The sequence below is a fragment of the Pseudomonas sp. P9_35 genome (genome assembly GCF_034008205.1).
Lineage (GTDB): Bacteria > Pseudomonadota > Gammaproteobacteria > Pseudomonadales > Pseudomonadaceae > Aquipseudomonas > Aquipseudomonas kilonensis.
In genome coordinates this window covers 1,364,545-1,384,393 of sequence record NZ_CP125373.1, presented here as the reverse complement: position 1 = coordinate 1,384,393, position 19,849 = coordinate 1,364,545, and the positions used below count along the sequence as shown (strand labels likewise).

At 60.9% G+C, this 19,849-nt stretch carries 22 protein-coding genes and 1 tRNA gene; 2 read left to right on the top strand and 21 right to left on the bottom strand.

Going from position 1 to position 19,849, the window contains the following annotated elements; translation table 11 throughout:
- Positions 1-11: 11 nt before the first annotated feature.
- From ispG to trmJ, 15 genes are all read right to left on the bottom strand, one after another.
- On the bottom strand, positions 12-1,121 hold the full coding sequence (gene ispG / locus QMK47_RS05980; RefSeq protein WP_018607678.1) for a flavodoxin-dependent (E)-4-hydroxy-3-methylbut-2-enyl-diphosphate synthase: 1,110 nt from the start codon (positions 1,119-1,121) through the stop codon (positions 12-14).
- A 3-nt stretch (positions 1,122-1,124) separates the two neighbouring features.
- On the bottom strand, positions 1,125-2,135 hold the full coding sequence (locus tag QMK47_RS05975) for a helix-turn-helix domain-containing protein (protein ID WP_258690402.1): 1,011 nt from the start codon (positions 2,133-2,135) through the stop codon (positions 1,125-1,127).
- Entirely contained in the window at positions 2,135-2,893 is a 759-nt protein-coding gene (gene pilW / locus QMK47_RS05970; protein WP_253471740.1) for a type IV pilus biogenesis/stability protein PilW, read from the bottom strand. The genes QMK47_RS05975 and pilW overlap by 1 nt, the downstream gene beginning before the upstream one ends.
- Positions 2,894-2,905: 12 nt before the next feature.
- On the bottom strand, positions 2,906-4,054 hold the full coding sequence (rlmN, locus tag QMK47_RS05965) for a 23S rRNA (adenine(2503)-C(2))-methyltransferase RlmN (RefSeq protein ID WP_003198007.1): 1,149 nt from the start codon (positions 4,052-4,054) through the stop codon (positions 2,906-2,908).
- 28 nt (positions 4,055-4,082) lie between these two features.
- Positions 4,083-4,508: a nucleoside-diphosphate kinase gene (gene ndk / locus QMK47_RS05960; RefSeq protein WP_063322853.1), complete on the bottom strand. Its 426-nt coding sequence runs from the start codon at positions 4,506-4,508 to the stop codon at positions 4,083-4,085.
- Between the two features lie 88 nt (positions 4,509-4,596).
- The gene (iscX, locus tag QMK47_RS05955; RefSeq protein ID WP_003198004.1) at positions 4,597-4,797 is read right to left on the bottom strand and encodes a Fe-S cluster assembly protein IscX; all 201 of its coding nucleotides are present in this window, start codon (positions 4,795-4,797) and stop codon (positions 4,597-4,599) included.
- A gap of 13 nt (positions 4,798-4,810) precedes the next feature.
- Positions 4,811-5,152 (bottom strand): ISC system 2Fe-2S type ferredoxin, encoded by a 342-nt coding sequence (gene fdx / locus QMK47_RS05950; protein ID WP_039592120.1) that lies wholly within the window; start codon positions 5,150-5,152, stop codon positions 4,811-4,813.
- Between the two features lie 3 nt (positions 5,153-5,155).
- On the bottom strand, positions 5,156-7,018 hold the full coding sequence (hscA, locus tag QMK47_RS05945; RefSeq protein ID WP_320389943.1) for a Fe-S protein assembly chaperone HscA: 1,863 nt from the start codon (positions 7,016-7,018) through the stop codon (positions 5,156-5,158).
- A 50-nt stretch (positions 7,019-7,068) separates the two neighbouring features.
- Complete coding sequence (hscB, locus tag QMK47_RS05940) at positions 7,069-7,590, bottom strand: co-chaperone HscB (RefSeq protein WP_214511311.1); 522 nt, start codon at positions 7,588-7,590, stop codon at positions 7,069-7,071.
- A gap of 8 nt (positions 7,591-7,598) precedes the next feature.
- Complete coding sequence (gene iscA / locus QMK47_RS05935) at positions 7,599-7,922, bottom strand: iron-sulfur cluster assembly protein IscA (RefSeq protein WP_003185155.1); 324 nt, start codon at positions 7,920-7,922, stop codon at positions 7,599-7,601.
- A 24-nt stretch (positions 7,923-7,946) separates the two neighbouring features.
- A complete protein-coding gene (gene iscU, locus QMK47_RS05930) occupies positions 7,947-8,333 on the bottom strand; it encodes a Fe-S cluster assembly scaffold IscU (protein WP_003185157.1) in 387 nt (128 codons plus the stop codon).
- Between the two features lie 43 nt (positions 8,334-8,376).
- Positions 8,377-9,591 carry an IscS subfamily cysteine desulfurase gene (locus tag QMK47_RS05925; protein ID WP_214511310.1) on the bottom strand — a complete coding sequence of 405 codons (1,215 nt, stop codon included), beginning with the start codon at positions 9,589-9,591 and terminating at the stop codon, positions 8,377-8,379.
- Positions 9,592-9,641: 50 nt separating this feature from the next.
- Positions 9,642-10,133 (bottom strand): Fe-S cluster assembly transcriptional regulator IscR, encoded by a 492-nt coding sequence (gene iscR, locus QMK47_RS05920; protein WP_003185160.1) that lies wholly within the window; start codon positions 10,131-10,133, stop codon positions 9,642-9,644.
- Positions 10,134-10,403: 270 nt separating this feature from the next.
- Positions 10,404-11,180, bottom strand: a complete 777-nt coding sequence (cysE, locus tag QMK47_RS05915; RefSeq protein WP_003197992.1) for a serine O-acetyltransferase — start codon at positions 11,178-11,180, stop codon at positions 10,404-10,406.
- Position 11,181: 1 nt separating this feature from the next.
- On the bottom strand, positions 11,182-11,952 hold the full coding sequence (trmJ, locus tag QMK47_RS05910) for a tRNA (cytosine(32)/uridine(32)-2'-O)-methyltransferase TrmJ (protein WP_003185164.1): 771 nt from the start codon (positions 11,950-11,952) through the stop codon (positions 11,182-11,184).
- A gap of 144 nt (positions 11,953-12,096) precedes the next feature.
- On the opposite strand from trmJ, the gene suhB reads away from it, so the two are divergent.
- Positions 12,097-12,915, top strand: a complete 819-nt coding sequence (gene suhB / locus QMK47_RS05905) for an inositol-phosphate phosphatase (RefSeq protein WP_003185165.1) — start codon at positions 12,097-12,099, stop codon at positions 12,913-12,915.
- 450 nt (positions 12,916-13,365) lie between these two features.
- On the opposite strand, the gene QMK47_RS05900 is transcribed toward suhB, so the two are convergent.
- The 6 genes from QMK47_RS05900 to queA all read right to left on the bottom strand — a co-directional run bounded on the left by QMK47_RS05900 (position 13,366) and on the right by queA (position 19,449).
- The gene (locus tag QMK47_RS05900; protein WP_014336691.1) at positions 13,366-13,914 is read right to left on the bottom strand and encodes a glycine zipper 2TM domain-containing protein; all 549 of its coding nucleotides are present in this window, start codon (positions 13,912-13,914) and stop codon (positions 13,366-13,368) included.
- A gap of 117 nt (positions 13,915-14,031) precedes the next feature.
- Positions 14,032-14,946, bottom strand: a complete 915-nt coding sequence (gene secF / locus QMK47_RS05895; protein ID WP_214511309.1) for a protein translocase subunit SecF — start codon at positions 14,944-14,946, stop codon at positions 14,032-14,034.
- A 9-nt stretch (positions 14,947-14,955) separates the two neighbouring features.
- Positions 14,956-16,824, bottom strand: coding sequence for a protein translocase subunit SecD (secD, locus tag QMK47_RS05890; RefSeq protein WP_214511308.1), 1,869 nt, complete (start codon positions 16,822-16,824; stop codon positions 14,956-14,958).
- A 63-nt stretch (positions 16,825-16,887) separates the two neighbouring features.
- Entirely contained in the window at positions 16,888-17,226 is a 339-nt protein-coding gene (gene yajC / locus QMK47_RS05885) for a preprotein translocase subunit YajC (protein WP_003197982.1), read from the bottom strand.
- Between the two features lie 43 nt (positions 17,227-17,269).
- Positions 17,270-18,385 (bottom strand): tRNA guanosine(34) transglycosylase Tgt, encoded by a 1,116-nt coding sequence (gene tgt / locus QMK47_RS05880; RefSeq protein WP_320390512.1) that lies wholly within the window; start codon positions 18,383-18,385, stop codon positions 17,270-17,272.
- Positions 18,386-18,399: 14 nt separating this feature from the next.
- Positions 18,400-19,449 carry a tRNA preQ1(34) S-adenosylmethionine ribosyltransferase-isomerase QueA gene (queA, locus tag QMK47_RS05875; RefSeq protein ID WP_320389942.1) on the bottom strand — a complete coding sequence of 350 codons (1,050 nt, stop codon included), beginning with the start codon at positions 19,447-19,449 and terminating at the stop codon, positions 18,400-18,402.
- 108 nt (positions 19,450-19,557) lie between these two features.
- On the opposite strand from queA, the gene QMK47_RS05870 reads away from it, so the two are divergent.
- Positions 19,558-19,642, top strand: a tRNA-Leu gene (locus QMK47_RS05870).
- Positions 19,643-19,849: the final 207 nt, after the last annotated feature.

Sequence of the window (19,849 nt, the reverse complement as noted above, 5' to 3'; positions counted from 1 at the left end):
AATCTTTCGACTTAACCGCGCGCGATGACCGCTGCGTCGGCTTCGACCTTTTCGGCCGCTTTCTGGCGAATCAGCCGTTCCAGCTCATCCACCAGATTGTCATTCGTCAGTTTCTGCGACGGCTTGCCGTCGATGTAAATCAGGTTCGGTGTACCGCCAGTCAGGCCGATGTGGGCCTCCTTGGCTTCGCCCGGCCCGTTGACCACGCAACCGATCACCGCGACATCCAGCGGCACCAGCAGGTCTTCGAGGCGCCCTTCCAGTTCGTTCATGGTCTTGACCACATCGAAGTTCTGCCGCGAGCAGCTCGGGCAGGCGATGAAGTTGATGCCACGGGAACGCAGGTGCAGGGACTTGAGAATGTCGTAGCCGACTTTCACTTCCTCGACCGGGTCAGCCGCCAACGAGATGCGGATGGTATCGCCAATCCCTTCGGCGAGCAGCATACCGAGGCCGACGGCGGATTTCACCGTGCCCGAACGCAACCCACCGGCTTCAGTGATGCCCAGGTGCAGCGGCTGGACGATTTCCTTGGCCAGCAGGCGGTAGGCTGCGACGGCCATGAACACGTCGGACGCCTTCACGCTGACCTTGAAGTCCTGGAAATTCAGGCGTTCGAGGTGCTCGACGTGGCGCAGGGCCGACTCCACCAGCGCCGCCGGGGTCGGTTCGCCGTATTTCTTTTGCAGGTCTTTTTCCAGGGAACCGGCGTTCACGCCGATGCGGATCGGGATGCCCCGGTCGCGGGCGGCATCCACCACGGCACGGACACGGTCTTCGCGACCGATGTTGCCCGGGTTGATGCGCAGGCAATCGACGCCCAACTCGGCCACGCGCAGGGCGATGCGGTAGTCGAAGTGGATGTCGGCCACCAAGGGGACCTTGACCAGTTGCTTGATCTTGCCGAACGCCTCGGCGGCGTCCATGTCCGGCACCGATACGCGCACGATGTCGACACCGGCGGCTTCCAGGCGGTTGATCTGGGCGACCGTGGCGGCCACGTCATTGGTGTCGCTGTTGGTCATGCTCTGCACAGCGATAGGCGCATCGCCGCCCACGGGCACGTTGCCGACCCAGATTTTTCGGGATTCGCGACGCTTGATTGGAGATTCGCCGTGCATGACTTATTGACCCAACTTCAGGCGAGCGGTCTCGCCACTGGTGAACGGAGCGATGTCGACCGGCTGGCCGTTGTAGCTGACCTGCGCGCCGCGGGCATAACCCAGGCGCACGGCAAATGGCGGCTTGCCGTTGATGGCGGTGCTGTCGCCCTTGCGCTTGAGGCCACTGAACAGCACCTTGCCGTTGCCGTCGGTGACTTGCGTCCAGCAGTCGGCGACAAACTGAATCTGTACCTGGCCTTCACCTGCCGCTGGAGCCGCGGTCGGGGCCGCCGGAGCTGCCGGAACAACTGGCGCGGCGTGGGTCGCAGGCGCAGCCGCGGTCGGTGCCGGCGTGCTCGGTACGGCAGGTGCCGTGGCAATCGGTGCAGCCGGCGCAGTTGGTGCAGCTGGCGCAGGGGCTGGAGCAGCCGGCTCGGCACCCGCTTCGGCATCGGCGTCCTGGCCCTGTGGCAACGCCAGGGCGGTTTCGCCTTCGGCCTGGCCTTCGACGACAGCCTGGTCTTCCGGCTCGTCCAGCGGATGGATCTGGGTGGTGCCGTCGGCGCCTTCGACTTCTACGTGCTCAGGGTTCATGGCGACCGGCTCCTTGCTGCGCAAGGACGCCTGGTCCTGCCACCAGACAAAACCGCCACCAATCACCGCGATCAGCAGCAACAGGCTGACGATTCGCAAAATGGTGTGGGAAACGCGAACCGGCTCCTCGATGCGACCCAGGCTGTGCACGCTGCTGCCCTGGGCATCGGAACCGGTGTATTGATCGAATTGCTGGACCAGCACGGTCTGGTCCATGCCGAGCAACTTGGCATAGGCGCGGATATAGCCCCGGGCAAAGGTATGCCCTGGCAGCTTGTCGAACGCGCCCGCTTCCAGATTGCCCAGGGAAGCCACGGTGAGATTGAGCTTGAGGGCCACTTCGGCCAGCGACCAACCATTGCTTTCGCGGGCTTGACGCAGGGTCTCACCAGGATTTACGCGAGTCGCTGCTACAACTTCGGGATGCGCCGCTTTCATCATTGCTCCGACAGGTATTGCTGATATTCCGGCGTACCGGGATAGAGTCTTTTGAGTTGCAGGCCGTAGCTTGCAGCCTTGTCGCGATCTTCAAACACATGTGCCAGCCGAACGCCGAGCAATAGACTACGTGCATTTTGCTCGCTCAGCAGGCTAAAACGCTCGTAGTAGTCACGCGCGGGCACATAATGCCTGTCTTCGTAGGACAACTCAGCCATTTCCAGCAGCGCCCGCGGTTGCTGGCGGTTAAGCCGCAGCGCCTTTTCCAGCTGCTGGCGGGCCAGGTCACGCTGGCCCAGCTGTGCGGCCGTCATGCCGAGGTTTTCGAAAACCCGCGAACGCTCAGGGTAAAGGGTGTCGGCGGCGGCCTGCTCGAAGCGCTCGTAGGCGTCCTTGTAGCGTTTCTGCTCGAAAAGAAAGCTGCCGTAGTTGTTCAGGATCCGTGCGTCTTGCGGGCGGGCAGACAGCGCCTTGCGAAAATGCTGGTCGGCCAGCTCCGGCTCCATCTCGGCCTGGAACACCAGGGCCAGGGCCGCGTTGGCATCCGGGTCGGAATCGTCCAGCTCCAGGGCTTTCTTGAGCGGCACCTTGGCCCGTTCGGTCATGCCCTGCTGCAGGTAGCCAATGCCCAGTTGCACATAGGCCGCACGTGCCTCGTCGCGCCCTTTGCTGGTCCTCATCGGGTTGTAGTCACCCGACAGGACGCAACCGGAACAAAGGCCGGCCAACAGCAAAACGAGCGCGAAGCGCAGGGACATAGAGTTCCTCTCTTAGTGACTGTTCGCAGCGTTTTGCACCGCATCGTCCGCAGCGTTCAACTCACGCACGGCAATGTAGCGTTCGCTGCGACGGGTACGATCCAGTACCTGTCCTACCAATTGGCCACAGGCAGCGTCGATGTCTTCGCCGCGGGTGGTGCGCACGGTGACGTTGAAGCCAGCGTGGTGAAGCTGATCCTGGAAGCGACGAATCGCGTTGTTGCTCGGACGCTCGTAACCGGAATGCGGGAACGGGTTGAACGGGATCAAGTTGATCTTGCACGGGATGTTCTTGAGCAGCTCGATCATCTCGACCGCGTGTTCGACCTTGTCGTTCACATCCTTGAGCAGCGTGTACTCGATGGTCAGCACGCGCTTTTCGCCCAGGGACGACATGTAGCGCTGGCACGACTCGAGCAGCATCTTAAGCGGATACTTCTTGTTGATCGGCACCAATTGGTTACGCAATGCGTCATTGGGTGCGTGCAGCGACAACGCCAGGGAGACGTCGATGTGCTTGGCCAGCTCATCGATCATCGGCACCACGCCGGAGGTGGACAGGGTCACGCGGCGCTTGGAGATGCCGTAGCCCAGGTCGTCCATCATCAGGTGCATGGCGGAAACGACGTTGTCGAAGTTCAGCAGCGGCTCACCCATGCCCATCATCACCACGTTGGTGATGGCACGGTCGACGGTCGCCGGGACGCTGCCAAAGGATTTGTTGGCAATCCACACCTGGCCGATCACTTCGGCGGCGGTGAGGTTGCTATTGAAGCCTTGCTTGCCGGTGGAGCAGAAACTGCAATCCAGGGCACAGCCTGCCTGGGACGAAACGCACAAGGTGCCGCGTTTGCCCTGGGGAATGTAGACGGTCTCGACGCAGCTGCCGGACGCCACGCGCACCACCCACTTACGGGTGCCGTCGCTGGAAATGTCCTGGCTGACCACTTCGGGGCCGCGAATCTCGGCAACAGCCTTGAGCTTTTCGCGCAGGGCCTTGCCGACATTCGTCATGGCGTCGAAGTCGTCGACGCCAAAGTGGTGAATCCATTTCATCACCTGACCGGCACGGAAACGCTTCTCCCCGATCGAGTCGAAGAATTTCTCCATTTCCGGCTGGGTCAGCCCCAGCAGATTGGTTTTAACAGTCGATGTAGTCATGGATTCACCTTCACTCTTAAGCCAATGCTTAGCGAGTGGTTACTTCAGTAGCAGCGAAAAAGTAAGCGATTTCGCGAGCAGCAGCGGCTTCGGAGTCCGAACCGTGAACGGCGTTGGCGTCGATGGACTCAGCGAAGTCAGCACGGATGGTGCCAGCAGCAGCTTCTTTAGGGTTGGTAGCGCCCATCAGCTCACGGTTGCGAGCGATAGCGTTTTCGCCTTCCAGTACCTGAACGACAACCGGACCGGAAGTCATGAAAGCAACCAGCTCACCGAAGAAACCGCGCTCGCTGTGCTCAGCGTAGAAGCCTTCGGCTTCGGCTTTGGACAGTTGCTTCATTTTCGAAGCTACAACGCGCAGGCCAGCGTCTTCGAAGCGGGTAACGATCTTGCCGATCACGTTTTTAGCAACGGCGTCAGGCTTGATGATGGAGAAAGTACGTTGAACAGCCATGGTGTAACTCCAGAAACGGTAATTTGCGAAAAATTAAACCCGCGAATTATACGCGGGTTCAGGGGTATTGCCTAACCTGCCAGGTCGATCAGTCGATTTCTTCGATCCAGAGCGCCTGGACCGCTTCCAAGACCTTCTCGCCACAACGGCCAGAGGTACTGTCGAAACCGGGAAGCTCCATGATCCAGTGCTGCAGATCGACAAAATTGACCTTCAGCGGATCCACGTCCGGCTTGGCTTCGGCCAGTTCTTCTGCGATGCGTTGTACATCATTCCAACCATAGCTCATGACAGTGTCACCATCAGTGCGGCGCTTCGGCCGCATGGTTAAGCGAATATTTCGGGATTTCGACGGTCAGGTCTTCGGTGCCGACGATGGCTTGGCAGCTCAGGCGCGATTGCGCTTCCAGGCCCCAGGCCCGATCGAGGAAATCTTCTTCCAACTCGTCAGCCTCTTCCAGCGAATCGAAGCCCTCACGAATGATGCAATGACACGTCGTGCAAGCGCAGACGCCACCACAGGCACTCTCTATCTCGATATGGTGCTCATGGGCCAGCTCGAGAATGGAGATTCCCGGCTCAGCCTCCACGACCATGCCCTCCGGACAGAACTTCTCGTGGGGCAGAAAAATCACCTGCGGCATCAGTTATTCCTCGATTTCATTCAGGTTGCGCCCCGCCAGGGCGGCTTTCACCGTCGAGTCCAGGCGGCGGGCAGCAAAGGCGTCGGTGACGTGCGACAGACGCTTGGTCTGCTGCTCGATGGCATAACCATCGGTGCCTTTGATCAATTCGGACAATTCCTGCATCTGCAGCTCGATGACCATGCGCTCTTCGGCGTCCAACAAGCGCTCGCCATCGGCCTCAAGGGCACCTTGCACGGCCTCGATCAGGCGCTGGGCGTCGACCTGTTGCTCGCGCAGCACACGCGCTACCTTGTCGTCGCTGGCATGCTGGAAGGAATCCTTGAGCATCTTGGCGATTTCGCCGTCGGTCAGGCCATAGGACGGCTTGACCTGGATGCTCGCCTCCACGCCTGAACCCAGTTCGCGGGCGGAGACGTTGAGCAAGCCATCGGCGTCGACCTGGAAGGTCACGCGAATCTTCGCCGCGCCCGCCACCATCGGCGGGATGCCGCGCAATTCGAAGCGAGCCAGGGAGCGGCAGTCGCTGATCAGCTCACGCTCGCCTTGCAGCACGTGGACCATCATGGCCGACTGGCCGTCTTTATAGGTGGTGAAGTCCTGGGCGCGAGCAACCGGGATGGTGGTGTTACGCGGAATCACCTTCTCCATCAGGCCGCCCATGGTTTCCAGCCCCAGGGACAACGGAATCACGTCGAGCAGCAGCAGTTCGCCGCCATCGCGCTTGTTGCCAGCCAGGGTATCGGCCTGGATCGCGGCGCCGATGGCAACCACCTGGTCCGGGTCGATTTCAGTCAGCGGCTGGCGGCCAAAGGCCTCGGCAACGGCTTCGCGAACACGAGGTACGCGGGTCGAACCACCGACCATGACCACGGCCTTGACGTCTTCGAGCTCCACGCCGGAATCGCGCACGGCACGGCGGCAGGCCTTGAGGCTGCGAGCGACCATGGGTTCGATCAGGGCATCGAAGGCTTCGCGGGTCAGCGCGGCTTTCCAGTCGCCATAAGCGACTTCAACGGAGACGGCCTCGGTCAAGGCTTCCTTGGCCGCGCAGGCGGTTTGCAGCAGATGGCGTTGCGCACCCGGGTCGAGGTCGGCGGACAAACCCGCTTGCTCGATGATCCAGCCGGCGATGGCATGGTCGAAGTCATCACCGCCCAGGGCGCTGTCGCCGCCGGTGGCCAGGACTTCGAAGACACCGCCGGTCAGGCGCAGGATCGAAATATCGAAAGTACCGCCGCCCAAGTCGTAGATGGCGACCAGGCCTTCGGCATGCTGGTCCAGGCCATACGCGACCGCAGCAGCCGTCGGCTCGTTGAGCAGGCGCAGCACGTTCAGGCCGGCGAGCTTGGCCGCGTCCTTGGTGGCTTGGCGCTGGGCGTCATCGAAATAGGCCGGAACGGTGATGACCGCACCCACCAATTCACCGCCCAATGCCGCTTCGGCGCGCTGACGCAACACCTTGAGGATGTCGGCGGAAACCTCTACCGGGCTTTTCGGGCCCTGTACGGTTTCGATGAACGGCATGTGGGATTCGCCACCGACGAAGCGGTACGGCAGTTGGTCGCCCAGTTGCTTGACGTCGGACAGACCACGACCCATCAAGCGCTTGACCGAGACGATGGTGTTCAACGGATCGGTGGCGGCGGCCAGCTTGGCCGACTCACCCACTTCAACGCGATCAGCGTGATAGCGCACGGCGGACGGCAGGATCACCCGCCCCTGCTCGTCGGCCAGCGGTTCGGAAAGACCGCTGCGCAAGGCAGCGACCAGGGAATTGGTGGTACCCAAGTCGATCCCGACAGCCAGGCGACGCTGGTGCGGTTGTGGACTTTGGCCGGGTTCGGCGATCTGCAGTAGGGCCATCGTAATCAGGACTTATCTGTAATCAGGCGTGCGACCGGAGCGGCACTGGGTTAATCGTCGAGGCGCTCTTCGAGCTGGCGCACTTCGTAGGTGAGCTTGTCGAGGAACTGCATGCGCCGCATCAGGCGTTCGGCCTGTTCGCGTTGCGCGGCATCGTTCCAGCAGGCTGCGAAGCTTTCGTTCAGTGTTTGCTGGGCGTCTTTCAAGCGACGCTTGAATACCGCGACACCGGCCAGGTCGGCGCTGTCCTGCAGGTCCTCGAGTTCTTCGCGCCACTGCATCTGCTGCAAAAGAAACTCGGGATCATGGACCGTGACCTCCAGCGGCAACTCATGACCGCTGATGGCGAGCAGGTAACGCGCGCGCTTGGCCGGGAGCTTGAGCGTCTGGTAAGCCTCGTTGAGGTTCGCCGACTGCTCGAGCGCCCGCCGTTGCTCCGCCTCGGAAGCATCGGCAAAGCGGTCGGGATGGACGCCACGGGCCAATTCAAGGTAACGCGCGGACAACTGCTCGAGATCCAGCTGGAACGCAGGCTGCATCTGGAACAACGCAAAATGACAAGGAGTACCCACAAGCTGCCTCAGATGTTGAAGCTTTCGCCGCAGCCACACTCACCGCGCACGTTGGGGTTGTTGAACTTGAAGCCTTCGTTCAACCCTTCCTTGACGAAATCCAGTTCGGTGCCGTCCAGGTACGTCAGGCTCTTGGGGTCGATGATCACTTTCTGACCATGACTCTCGAACACCTGATCGTCTTCGCCCACTTCGTCGACGAATTCCAGTACATAGGCGAGGCCAGAACAGCCCGTGGTGCGAACACCCAGGCGGATACCCTCGCCCTTGCCGCGCCCCGCAAGTGAGCGCTGGATATGGTTAGCTGCCGCTTCTGTCATCTGGATAGCCATGAAAACTCCTTACCAATGCGCGGATCAGATCAAGCCTTTCTTCTGCTTGTAATCGCGAACGGCGGCCTTGATGGCGTCTTCGGCGAGTACCGAGCAGTGGATCTTCACTGGCGGCAGGGCCAGTTCTTCGGCCAGCTGGGTGTTCTTGATGGTTTCGGCTTCATCAAGGGTCTTGCCCTTCATCCACTCGGTGGCCAGGGAGCTGGACGCGATGGCGGAACCGCAGCCATAGGTCTTGAACTTGGCATCTTCGATGATGCCTTGCTCGTTGACCTTGATCTGCAGGCGCATCACGTCGCCGCACGCCGGGGCGCCGACCATGCCGGTGCCGACATCAGGATCCTGCGCGTCCATCTTGCCGACGTTGCGCGGGTTCTCGTAGTGGTCGATGACCTTTTCGCTATATGCCATTTGCTTCAATCCTCATCAGTGAGTCGCTCTGGTGGCGACTTCTTCAGTGCGCCGCCCACTCGATTTTCGAAATGTCGACGCCGTCTTTGTACATGTCCCACAGCGGCGACAGAGCGCGCAGCTTGGTAACGGCCTCGCAGACTTTCTGCGCGGCGTAATCGATTTCTTCTTCGGTGGTGAAGCGGCCGAAGGTGAAGCGGATCGAACTGTGGGCCAGTTCGTCGTTGCGGCCCAGGGCGCGCAGCACGTACGAAGGCTCAAGCGATGCCGAGGTGCACGCCGAACCGGACGACACGGCCAGATCCTTGAGTGCCATGATCAGCGACTCGCCTTCAACATAGTTGAAGCTCAGGTTCAGGTTGTGCGGTACGCGGGCGATCATGCTGCCGTTGACGTAGAGTTCTTCCAGGTGCTCGACCTGCTTGAAGAAGCGGTCGCTCAGGGCCTTGATGCGCACGTTCTCGGCAGCCATGTCTTCCTTGGCTACACGGAAGGCTTCACCCATGCCGACGATCTGGTGGGTCGCCAGGGTACCGGAACGCATGCCACGCTCGTGACCGCCGCCGTGCATGGTCGCTTCGATGCGAACACGCGGCTTGCGGCTGACGTACAGGGCGCCGATGCCTTTAGGGCCGTAGGTCTTGTGGGCCGAGAACGACATCAGGTCGACTTTCAGCTTGGACAGGTCGATGTCGACCTTGCCGGTGGACTGCGCGCCGTCGACGTGGAACAGGACGCCCTTGGAGCGGGTCAGCTCGCCGATGGCGGCGATGTCGTTGACGGTGCCGATTTCGTTGTTCACGTGCATGATCGAAACCAGGATGGTGTCGTCGCGCAGGGCAGCTTCGACCATGGCTGGAGTGATGATGCCGTCTTCACCTGGCTCGATGTAGGTGACTTCGAAGCCTTCACGCTCCAGTTGGCGCATGGTGTCCAGGACAGCCTTGTGCTCGATCTTGGAGGTGATCAGGTGCTTGCCCTTGGTGTGATAGAAATGCGCGACGCCCTTGATTGCCAGGTTGTCGGATTCAGTAGCACCGGAGGTCCAGACGATTTCACGTGGGTCGGCGTTGACCAGGTCAGCGACCTGGCGACGGGCGTTTTCGACCGACTCTTCGGCCTTCCAGCCGAACACGTGGGAACGGGACGCCGGGTTACCGAAGTTTCCGTCGACCAGCAGGCATTCACTCATTTTTTGCGCAACACGCGGATCAACCGGGGTGGTCGCAGAGTAATCAAGGTAAATCGGCAATTTCATGGACTTTCTCCTAAATCAGGCTGGCTGGCGTTCCGCGTGCTCTACGGCAGTCATTCGACGGCGGACGCTTCAATCTTGTCCAGGTGCGGCGCCTTGCTATTGCAACGGCGCTGGTCCTGACGCTGGGCTACTTCTTGCACCTCACGGCGAGTTACAAGGTCAGCCAAGCTGATACCGCTTAGAAATTCGTGAATCTGCAGGCTGAGGTCGCACCACAAGTGGTGGGTCAGGCAAGTATCGCCGCCATGGCAGTCGCCAAGGCCCTGGCATTTGGTCGCATCGACCGATTCGTTCACCGCATCGATCACCTGGGCGACCTGGATGCCCTGCATGTCGCGCGACAGCTGGTAGCCGCCGCCTGGGCCGCGAACGCTGGAAACCAGGTTGCTACGGCGCAGCTTGGCGAACAGCTGTTCAAGGTAGGACAGGGAAATGCCCTGGCGCTCGGAGATATCGGCCAGGGACACCGGCCCGTGCTGCGCATGCAATGCCAGATCCAGCATTGCGGTCACGGCGTATCGGCCTTTTGTAGTCAGTCGCATGGACAATTACCACGGAGTTCGGAATGGGGGCGAGTATGCAATTCCCGAGTATTTAAGTCAAGTATAAGACCTAGTGCTTTACTCGGGTTTACCCGCGAAAGAGCGCGCGCATCATAACAAAGGCTGGTCGGCGGCGACCAGCTATACCGCGTTATCGTTTATCGCGAGCAAGCTTTGCTCCCACAGGATCCCTCCGCCCCAACGGAGGGGCCCTGTAAAAATCAGGACTCCTGTGGGAGCAAGGCTTGCCCGCGATGCAGGCACCTCGGTTTAACTGGCCTGGGTCTCATCCTTGTCCTTCACACACGCAAAGTCTTCCTCGCGCAGCTCAGGCAGGTCCTTGGCACAATAATTACTGCCCAGGTCCTTCAGGGCGCCGCACATCCCCTCCAGGCGCCCATCGACGGCCTGCAGGTGATCGAGCAACTGGTTGATGGCGCGGGCGACCGGGTCGGGCATGTCTTCGCCGACACCGTAGGCGTCGAAGCCAATCTTCTCGGCCATGGCCTTGCGGCGGGCGTCCTGCTCGTCATCGGACTTGACGATGATCCGCCCCGGAATACCCACCACGGTCGCGCCAGGCGGCACGGCCTTGGTGACCACCGCATTGGAACCGACCTTCGCCCCCGCCCCTACCGTGAACGGCCCGAGCACCTTGGCGCCGGCCCCCACTACCACACCGTCTTCCAGGGTTGGGTGGCGCTTGCCTTTGTTCCAGCTGGTGCCGCCGAGGGTCACGCCCTGGTACAGGGTCACGTCGTCGCCGATCTCGGCGGTTTCGCCGATGACGATGCCCATGCCGTGGTCGATGAAGAAGCGGCGACCGACCTTGGCGCCCGGGTGGATCTCGATCCCGGTCAGCCAGCGCCCGAAGTTCGAGACCAGCCGCGCCAGCCACTTCCAACCCATGTTCCACAAGGCGCCGGACAGGCGATGGATCCAGATGGCGTGCATCCCCGGGTAGCAGGTCAGCACTTCAAAGGCATTGCGCGCCGCCGGGTCACGATGGAAAACACTTTGGATATCTTCACGCAAACGTTCGAACATTTTATTTCTTCCGCTTAATCAGCTCGCCACGGGCCGCTTTCTGGGTTTCCGTGAGGATGCCGCGCAATATATTCATCTCCGCCCGGCTGACCGAGCTTCGTCCGTACAACCGACGCAGGCGCGCCATCAAGTGTCGCGGCTTTTCCGGGTCGAGGAACTCGATGTCCACCAGGGTCTGTTCCAGGTGTTCAAAGAACCGTTCCAGCTCGTCCATGGTCGCCAGTGTCTCACTGCGCGGCGACGTGACCTCGGTTTTTTCGACTTTGCTGGGCTTGCCTTCGGCTGCCAGCCAAGCCATGCGCACTTCATAGCTCAACACCTGCACCGCCGCCCCCAGGTTCAAGGAACTGAACTCGGGGTCGGAAGGGATATGCACGTGAAAGTGACATCGCTGCAGCTCGTCGTTGGTCAGGCCGGAGTCTTCACGGCCGAACACCAGGGCGATCTCAAAGCCTTGCGCGGCTTCCTCGACCACTTTGGTGCCGCATTCGCGGGGGTCGAGTAGCGGCCAGGGGATACGCCGGTCGCGGGCGCTGGTGCCGAGCACCAGGTTGCACCCCACCAGGGCGTCTTCCAGGGTGGCGACGACCTGCGCGTTGGCGAGGATGTCACCGGCGCCGGAGGCCCGGGCGTCGGCTTCGTGATGGGGAAACAAGCGCGGTTCGACCAGCACCAGGCGCGACAGGCCCATGTTCTTCATGGCCCGCGCAGCTCCGCCGATGTTACCCGGATGGCTGGTATTGACCAGGACGACACGAATGTTCTGCAACAAGGGAGGCGCTCTCGAACACGATAAAGGGAGCAAATCTTACATAAGCACCTACCGTTAAGCTATGAAAGCGAACACCAACCTTCTCCTGAGAAAACTTTCTGATAGAATGCGCGGCTTTCTTTAACAACCTTAGGTGACACATCCATGCAGCCCATGCTGAATATCGCGCTGCGCGCCGCCCGCAGCGCCAGTGAACTGATCTTCCGCTCCATCGAGCGCCTGGATACCATCAAGGTCGATGAAAAAGACGCCAAGGACTACGTGTCCGAGGTTGATCGCGCCGCCGAGCAAAAGATCGTCGACGCCCTGCGCAAGGCTTACCCAAACCACTCCATCCTCGGTGAAGAGACCGGCATGCACGCCGGTACTGGCATCGAAGGCGAAGAGTACCTGTGGATCATCGATCCGCTGGACGGCACCACCAACTTCCTGCGCGGCATTCCTCACTTCGCTGTCAGCATCGCCTGCAAATACCGTGGTCGCCTGGAACACGCCGTTGTGCTGGACCCGGTTCGCCAGGAAGAATTCACCGCCAGCCGTGGCCGTGGCGCCCAACTGAACGGTCGTCGCCTGCGCGTCAGCGGCCGCACCAGCCTGGACGGCGCCCTGCTGGGTACCGGCTTCCCGTTCCGCGATGACCAGATGGACAATCTGGACAACTACCTGGGCATGTTCCGCGCCCTGGTCGGCCAGACCGCCGGCATCCGCCGCGCCGGTGCTGCGAGCCTGGACCTGGCTTATGTGGCCGCTGGCCGTTTCGATGCGTTCTGGGAATCGGGCCTGTCCGAATGGGACATGGCTGCAGGCGCCCTGCTGATCCAGGAAGCCGGCGGTTTGGTGAGCGACTTCACCGGCGGCCACGACTTCCTTGAAAAAGGCCACATCGTTGCCGGCAACACCAAATGCTTCAAGGCTGTGCTCACCGCCATCCAGCCGCACCTGCCGGCTTCGCTGAAGCGCTAAGCAACCGGCTACAGAAAAAGCACCCTTCGTGGTGCTTTTTTTATGCCTGCCTCACACCACCCAGCTCAGATGTGGACACTGTGGCGAGGGAGCTTGCTCCCGCTGGGCTGCGCAGCAGACCCAAGATCTTGCGGTCGCTGCGCAACCGAGCGGGAGCAAGCTCCCTCGCCACAATGGATGACACCCTGAACATTGATGCAAGCTGAACCACCGCTATCGCGAGCAAGCTCGCTCCCACAAGGGGATTTGGGTCGGGCACAGGTTTATATCCACTGGAGATCCACTGTGGGAGCGAGCTTGCTCGCGAAGAGGCCGGCACATTCAACATCCTTGAAAGCCGACCCACCGCTATCGCGAGCAAGCTCGCTCCCACAGGGGGGGTTGAGGTGGGGCATGAAATGCGGGCACAAAAAAAGCACCCCGAAGGGTGCTTCTTTCATAGCGGTTGGATCACTGGGCCGGTTCGTTCTGGCCCAGGATCAGTTGGCCTTCCTTGCTCACCGGGATCTGGTTGCCCGGGTCGCGGTCCATGCGGACTTTGCCTTCTTTGCCGTCGAGCATGTAGCGAACGTCGTAGCCGACCACCTTGTCGCTGATGTCGTTGACCGTGTTGCAGCGAGTCTGGGTTGTGGTGTAGGTGTCGCGTTCCTGCATGCCTTCCTGAATCTTGTTACCGGCATAACCACCACCGGCCGCACCCGCCACGGTGGCGATTTTCTTACCGGTGCCGCCGCCGATCTGGTTGCCCAGCAGGCCACCGGCTACGGCGCCCAGGACGGTACCGGCGATCTGGTGCTGGTCCTGGACTGGCTTCTGCCGAGTCACGGTGACGTCCTTGCACACTTCACGCGGGGTCTTGATTTGGGTCTTGACCGGCTCCACGGCCAATACTTGCGCATACTCAGGGCCACTTTTTACCAAGCTGTAGGTGGCGACCGCACCACCGGCTGTTACACCGACAGCACCCAATACCGCACCAACCAGCATCGATTTGTTCACTTGAACCTCCTGACCATCACAAGCGGATTAATCCGCGCTTCTCCCAGCCTTGGAGCATAAAAAAAGGCGCGAGTTCAACTCGCGCCTTTTCAGCAGTGACGGGTGAAAACCGGAGCCTTACGGGCGGTCGTCCACTTCCGTTTCGGTGGCCGCAGGAGGAATCAGGTCCTCGGTGCTCAGGTTCAGCCAGATCAGCACCACGTTGGCGATGTAGATCGACGAGTAAGTACCCGCCAACACACCGACAAACAGCGCAATGGAGAAACCGAACAGGTTGTCGCCACCAAAGAACAACAGCGCAGCAATCGCCAGCAAGGTGGAGATCGACGTCGCCATGGTCCGCAGCAGGGTCTGGGTGGTCGAGATGTTGATGTTCTCGATCAAGGACGCTTTGCGCAGCACACGGAAGTTCTCACGCACCCGGTCGAACACCACGATGGTGTCGTTGAGCGAGTAACCGATGATCGCCAACACTGCCGCCAGCACCGTCAAATCGAAAGTGATCTGGAAGAACGACAGGATGCCCACGGTCACGATCACGTCGTGGATCAGCGAGACAATCGCGCCCACCGCGAACTTCCACTGAAAGCGGAAGGCCAGGTAGATCAGGATGCCGCCCAGCGCCATCAGCATGCCGAGGCCGCCCTGGTCGCGCAGCTCTTCACCCACCTGCGGGCCGACGAACTCGACGCGCTTGACCTGGGCCGGGTTGTCGCCGCCGGCCTTCTGCAAGGCCTCGGCCACCTGGTGACCCAGCTGCGGGTCTGCACCCGGCATGCGCACCAGCAGGTCGGTAGTCGCACCGAAGCTCTGCACGATGGCATCGCTGTAGCCCGACGACGCCAGTTGCTCACGCACCTTGGTGACGTCGGCCGGACGCTCGTAGGTCAGCTCGATGAGCGTACCGCCGGTGAAGTCCAGGCCGTAGTTCAGGCCCTTGTGGAACCAGCTGAACAACGCCAGTACGGTAAGGAACAATGTGACGCCGAACGCAATGTTGCGAACGCCCATGAAGTTGATTGTACGTAACATGGCAGCCCCTTAAATCCACAACTTCTTGAAGTCACGACCGCCAAAGATCAGGTTGACCATTGCGCGGGTCACCATGATGGCTGTGAACATCGAGGTAAAGATCCCGAGGGACATGGTCACTGCGAAGCCCTTGACCGGGCCGGTGCCCATGGCGAAGAGAATCCCGCCGACCAGCAACGTGGTCAGGTTGGCGTCGAGGATCGCGGTGAATGCCCGGCCGAAGCCTTCGTTGATTGCCCGCTGGATCGTCATGCCCGCGGCGATCTCTTCACGTATCCGCGAGAAGATCAGCACGTTGGCATCCACCGCCATACCCATGGTCAACACGATACCGGCGATACCCGGCAGGGTCAGCGTTGCACCCAGCAGCGACATCAGGGCCAGCAGCATCACCATGTTCACCGCCAGCGCGACGGTGGCGATGATGCCGAAGAAGCGGTAGATGGCCATGATGAACAGCGACACGAACAGCATGCCCCACAGCGAAGCATCGATACCCTTGGTGATGTTGTCGGCACCCAGGCTCGGGCCAATGGTGCGCTCTTCAGCGAAGTACATTGGCGCGGCCAGACCACCGGCACGCAGCAGCAGGGCCAGTTCCGAGGATTCACCCTGGCCGTTCAGGCCGGTGATGCGGAACTGGCTGCCCAGTGGCGACTGGATGGTCGCCAGGCTGATGATCTTCTTCTCTTCCTTGAAGGTCTGCACTGCGACGTCTTTCTCGACGCCGTTGACCACTTGCTTGGTGTAAGTGGTGGTCGGCTTCTGCTCGATGAAGATCACCGCCATGCTGCGACCGACGTTGCTGCGCGTAGCGCGGTTCATCAGCTCGCCGCCATGGCCGTCCAGGCGAATGTTCACCTGAGGGCGACCCTGCTCATCGAAACCAGCCTTGGCGTCCGTCACCTGGTCACCGGTGATGATCAGGCCACGCTCGATCTGCGCTGCCGGACGATTGCCCTCGCGGAACTCGAAGCTCTCGGAAGTGGCCTTGGAAGCACCCGGCTCAGCGGCCAGGCGGAATTCCAGGTTGGCGGTCTTGCCGAGGATACGCTTGGCTTCGGCAGTGTCCTGCACGCCTGGCAGCTCAACCACGATGCGGTTGGCGCCCTGGCGCTGCACGATCGGCTCGGCCACACCCAGCTCGTTGACGCGGTTACGCACCGTGGTCAAGTTCTGCTTGATGGAGTATTCGCGGATTTCCGCCAGCTTGGCCGGGGTCATCGCCAGACGCAGCACTGCCTGACCATTGAGGTCGGCCGGCACAACATCGAAATCATTGAAGTTCTTGCGGATCAGCGCACGAGCCTGCTCGCGGGTATCGGTATCGCTGAAGCCCAGCTGAATGGCACCGTCGAGTTGCGGCAGGCTGCGATAACGCACGCGCTCTTTACGCAGCAAGCTCTTGACGTCGCCTTCGTAGACTTTCATCCGCGCGTCGAGGGCTTTTTCCATGTCCACTTCCAGCAGGAAGTGCACACCACCGGACAAGTCCAGACCCAGCTTCATTGGATGCGCGCCGAGCTTGCGCAGCCATTGCGGAGTGGTCTGGGCCAGGTTCAGGGCCACAACGTAATCGTCGCCCAACGCCTTGCGCACCACGTCCTTGGCTGGCAGCTGGTCTTCGGCCTTGGCCAGACGCAACAGGCCGCCCTTGCCGTTTTCGGCGAGGGACGCAGCCTTGACGTCGATATTGGACGCCTTGAGCGCAGCGCTCGCACGGTCCAGATCGGCCTGGGTGACCTGCAGCGCAGTGCTTGCGCCACTGACCTGAATGGCCGGGTCATCCGGGTATAGATTGGGAGCGGAATAAATCAGACCGACCGCCAGCACCGCCAGGATCAGTACATATTTCCACAGAGGGTATTTGTTCAGCATCACGCCGCCCGCTTATGACGCGGGGCGCCTTGCGCGCCCCGTCGATTGAATAGAAGTTGTTACTTAGATCGCTTTCAGCGTGCCCTTTGGCAGCGTGGCCGCGATAGCGCCCTTCTGGAACTTCATTTCAACAGTGTCGGACACTTCCAGTACCACGAAGTCATCGGCCACTTTGGTGATCTTGCCAGCGATGCCGCCGGTGGTGACCACTTCATCGCCCTTCTGCAAGTTGCTCAGCAGGTTCTTCTGCTCTTTGGCGCGCTTGGCCTGTGGACGCCAGATCATCAGGTAGAAGATGACCAGGAAGCCGACCAGGAAAATCCACTCGAAACCGCCGCCCATAGGGCCGGCAGCAGCAGGTGCAGCCGCGTCAGCCATGGCATTAGAGATAAAAAAGCTCATTTAGCACTCCAGTTGCAAGTATTGAATCTTAGGATCGGAAAACTCAGTCCAAGGGCGGTACAGGCAACCCGCGCTTGGCATAGAAGGCCTCGACAAAGGCGGCCAATGTACCCTGTTGAATAGCCTCGCGCAAACCAGCCATAAGCACCTGGTAATGGCGCAAATTGTGGATGGTATTGAGCATACTGCCGAGCATTTCGCCGCACTTGTCCAAATGATGCAGATAAGCGCGGGAGAAGTTCTGGCAGGTGTAGCAATCGCAGGTCGGATCCAGCGGCGAATCATCATGGCGATGGAACGCGTTACGGATCTTCAGCACACCAGTGTCGATGAACAGATGCCCATTGCGGGCATTACGGGTTGGCATCACGCAATCGAACATGTCCACACCGCGGCGCACACCCTCAACCAGATCTTCCGGTTTGCCAACGCCCATAAGGTAACGAGGTTTGTCAGCCGGCATTTCGCCCGGCAGGTAATCGAGCACCTTGATCATCTCGTGCTTGGGCTCGCCCACCGACAGGCCGCCAATCGCCAGGCCGTCGAAGCCGATCTTGTCCAGGCCTTCGAGCGAGCGCATGCGCAGGTCGCGGTGCATGCCGCCCTGGACGATGCCGAACAGCGCTGCGGTGTTCTCGCCATGGGCGCTCTTCGAGCGCTGGGCCCAGCGCAACGACAGCTCCATGGACACCCGCGCCACGTCTTCATCGGCCGGGTACGGCGTGCATTCGTCGAAGATCATCACGATGTCCGAGCCCAGGTCGCGTTGCACCTGCATCGACTCTTCCGGCCCCATGAACACCTTGGAACCGTCCACAGGAGAAGCGAAGGTCACGCCCTCCTCCTTGATCTTGCGCATCGCGCCCAGGCTGAACACCTGGAAGCCGCCGGAGTCGGTCAGGATCGGGCCTTTCCACTGCATGAAATCGTGCAGGTCGCCGTGGGCCTTGATCACTTCCATGCCCGGGCGCAGCCACAGGTGGAAGGTGTTACCGAGGATGATCTCCGCGCCAATCGCCTCGATGTCACGCGGCAGCATGCCCTTGACCGTGCCGTAGGTGCCCACCGGCATGAACGCAGGGGTTTCCACGGTACCGCGGGGGAAGGTCAGACGACCGCGACGAGCCTTGCCATCGGTGGCGAGCAACTCGAAGGACATGCGACAGGTGCGACTCATACTGTTTCCTCGGGTCCGCGTGGCGCGGGGTTACGGGTGATGAACATCGCATCACCGTAGCTGAAAAAGCGGTATCCATGCTCGACGGCGGCCTTGTAGGCGGCCATGGCTTCGGGATAACCGGCGAACGCCGAAACCAGCATCAACAGCGTGGATTCGGGCAAATGAAAGTTGGTGACCAGGGCATCGACCACATGAAACGGCCGGCCCGGGTAGATAAAGATATCGGTGTCGCCACTGAACGGCTTGAGCACGCCATCGCGCGCGGCGCTTTCCAGGGACCGCACGCTGGTGGTCCCCACCGCCACCACCCGCCCGCCGCGCGCGCGACAGGCCGCCACGGCATCGACCACTTCCTGGCTGACTTCCAGCCATTCGTTGTGCATGTGGTGGTCTTCGATACGCTCGACGCGCACCGGCTGGAACGTCCCGGCGCCGACGTGCAGCGTCACGAACGCCGTCTCCACGCCCTTGGCGGCAATCGCCTCCAGCAACGGCTGATCGAAATGCAGCCCCGCCGTCGGCGCCGCCACCGCCCCCAGGCGCTCGGCGTACACGGTCTGATAACGCTCGCGATCCGAACCTTCGTCCGGGCGGTCTATATAAGGAGGCAACGGCATGTGCCCGACACGGTCGAGCAGCGGCAACACCTCTTCGGCAAATTCCAGCTCGAACAACGCATCACGCCGCGCCACCATCCGCGCCTCACCGCCGCCGTCGATCAAGATCGACGAACCGGGCTTGGGCGACTTGCTCGACCGCACATGGGCCAGCACGCGATGGCTGTCCAGCACCCGCTCCACCAGAATCTCCAGCTTGCCGCCGGAGGCCTTCTGGCCAAACAACCGCGCCGGAATCACCCGGGTATTGTTGAACACCATCAAATCGCCCGGGCGCAAATGCTCAAGCAAATCAGTGAATTGACGGTGAGCCATGGCACCGCTGACCCCGTCCAGGGTCAACAGTCGACTGGCGCGACGCTCGGCCAGTGGGTGGCGAGCGATCAGCGAATCCGGGAGTTCGAAGGTAAAGTCAGCAACACGCATGATGGGGTTCGTCTAGCAGGGCCGGAAAGTCTAGCGGAAATATCAAAAATTCACCATGAAACGTGATTGACCAACGGTAGGCACCTCTCTATACTTCGCCGCCATTGAGCCCTGATGGCGGAATTGGTAGACGCGGCGGATTCAAAATCCGTTTTCGAAAGGAGTGGGAGTTCGAGTCTCCCTCGGGGCACCATCTTAAAGAAAGACCTTGAAATTCAAGGTCTTTTTTTTCGTCTGCAGGAAAGTGGTTTTCTGCGGGTAATGCAGAGCTCAGCCAATCCCCTACGCGCTTTTGTGGTGAGGGAATTTATCCCCGTTCCCCTGTGTGGTGAAGGGATTTATTCCCCCTTTGTGGCGAGGGGATTTATCCCCGCTGGGCCGCGAAGCGGCCACCAATACC

Coding starts and splice junctions, on each gene's coding strand:
- ispG (WP_018607678.1), bottom strand. CDS start 1,121: ATGCACGGCGAATCTCCAATCAAGCGTCGCGAATCCCGAAAAATCTGG.
- QMK47_RS05975 (WP_258690402.1), bottom strand. CDS start 2,135: ATGAAAGCGGCGCATCCCGAAGTTGTAGCAGCGACTCGCGTAAATCCT.
- pilW (WP_253471740.1), bottom strand. CDS start 2,893: ATGTCCCTGCGCTTCGCGCTCGTTTTGCTGTTGGCCGGCCTTTGTTCC.
- rlmN (WP_003198007.1), bottom strand. CDS start 4,054: ATGACTACATCGACTGTTAAAACCAATCTGCTGGGGCTGACCCAGCCG.
- ndk (WP_063322853.1), bottom strand. CDS start 4,508: ATGGCTGTTCAACGTACTTTCTCCATCATCAAGCCTGACGCCGTTGCT.
- iscX (WP_003198004.1), bottom strand. CDS start 4,797: ATGAGCTATGGTTGGAATGATGTACAACGCATCGCAGAAGAACTGGCC.
- fdx (WP_039592120.1), bottom strand. CDS start 5,152: ATGCCGCAGGTGATTTTTCTGCCCCACGAGAAGTTCTGTCCGGAGGGC.
- hscA (WP_320389943.1), bottom strand. CDS start 7,018: ATGGCCCTACTGCAGATCGCCGAACCCGGCCAAAGTCCACAACCGCAC.
- iscA (WP_003185155.1), bottom strand. CDS start 7,922: ATGGCTATCCAGATGACAGAAGCGGCAGCTAACCATATCCAGCGCTCA.
- iscU (WP_003185157.1), bottom strand. CDS start 8,333: ATGGCATATAGCGAAAAGGTCATCGACCACTACGAGAACCCGCGCAAC.
- QMK47_RS05925 (WP_214511310.1), bottom strand. CDS start 9,591: ATGAAATTGCCGATTTACCTTGATTACTCTGCGACCACCCCGGTTGAT.
- iscR (WP_003185160.1), bottom strand. CDS start 10,133: ATGCGACTGACTACAAAAGGCCGATACGCCGTGACCGCAATGCTGGAT.
- cysE (WP_003197992.1), bottom strand. CDS start 11,180: ATGTTCGAACGTTTGCGTGAAGATATCCAAAGTGTTTTCCATCGTGAC.
- suhB (WP_003185165.1), top strand. CDS start 12,097: ATGCAGCCCATGCTGAATATCGCGCTGCGCGCCGCCCGCAGCGCCAGT.
- secF (WP_214511309.1), bottom strand. CDS start 14,946: ATGTTACGTACAATCAACTTCATGGGCGTTCGCAACATTGCGTTCGGC.
- secD (WP_214511308.1), bottom strand. CDS start 16,824: ATGCTGAACAAATACCCTCTGTGGAAATATGTACTGATCCTGGCGGTG.
- yajC (WP_003197982.1), bottom strand. CDS start 17,226: ATGAGCTTTTTTATCTCTAATGCCATGGCTGACGCGGCTGCACCTGCT.
- tgt (WP_320390512.1), bottom strand. CDS start 18,385: ATGTCCTTCGAGTTGCTCGCCACCGATGGCAAGGCTCGTCGCGGTCGT.
- queA (WP_320389942.1), bottom strand. CDS start 19,449: ATGCGTGTTGCTGACTTTACCTTCGAACTCCCGGATTCGCTGATCGCT.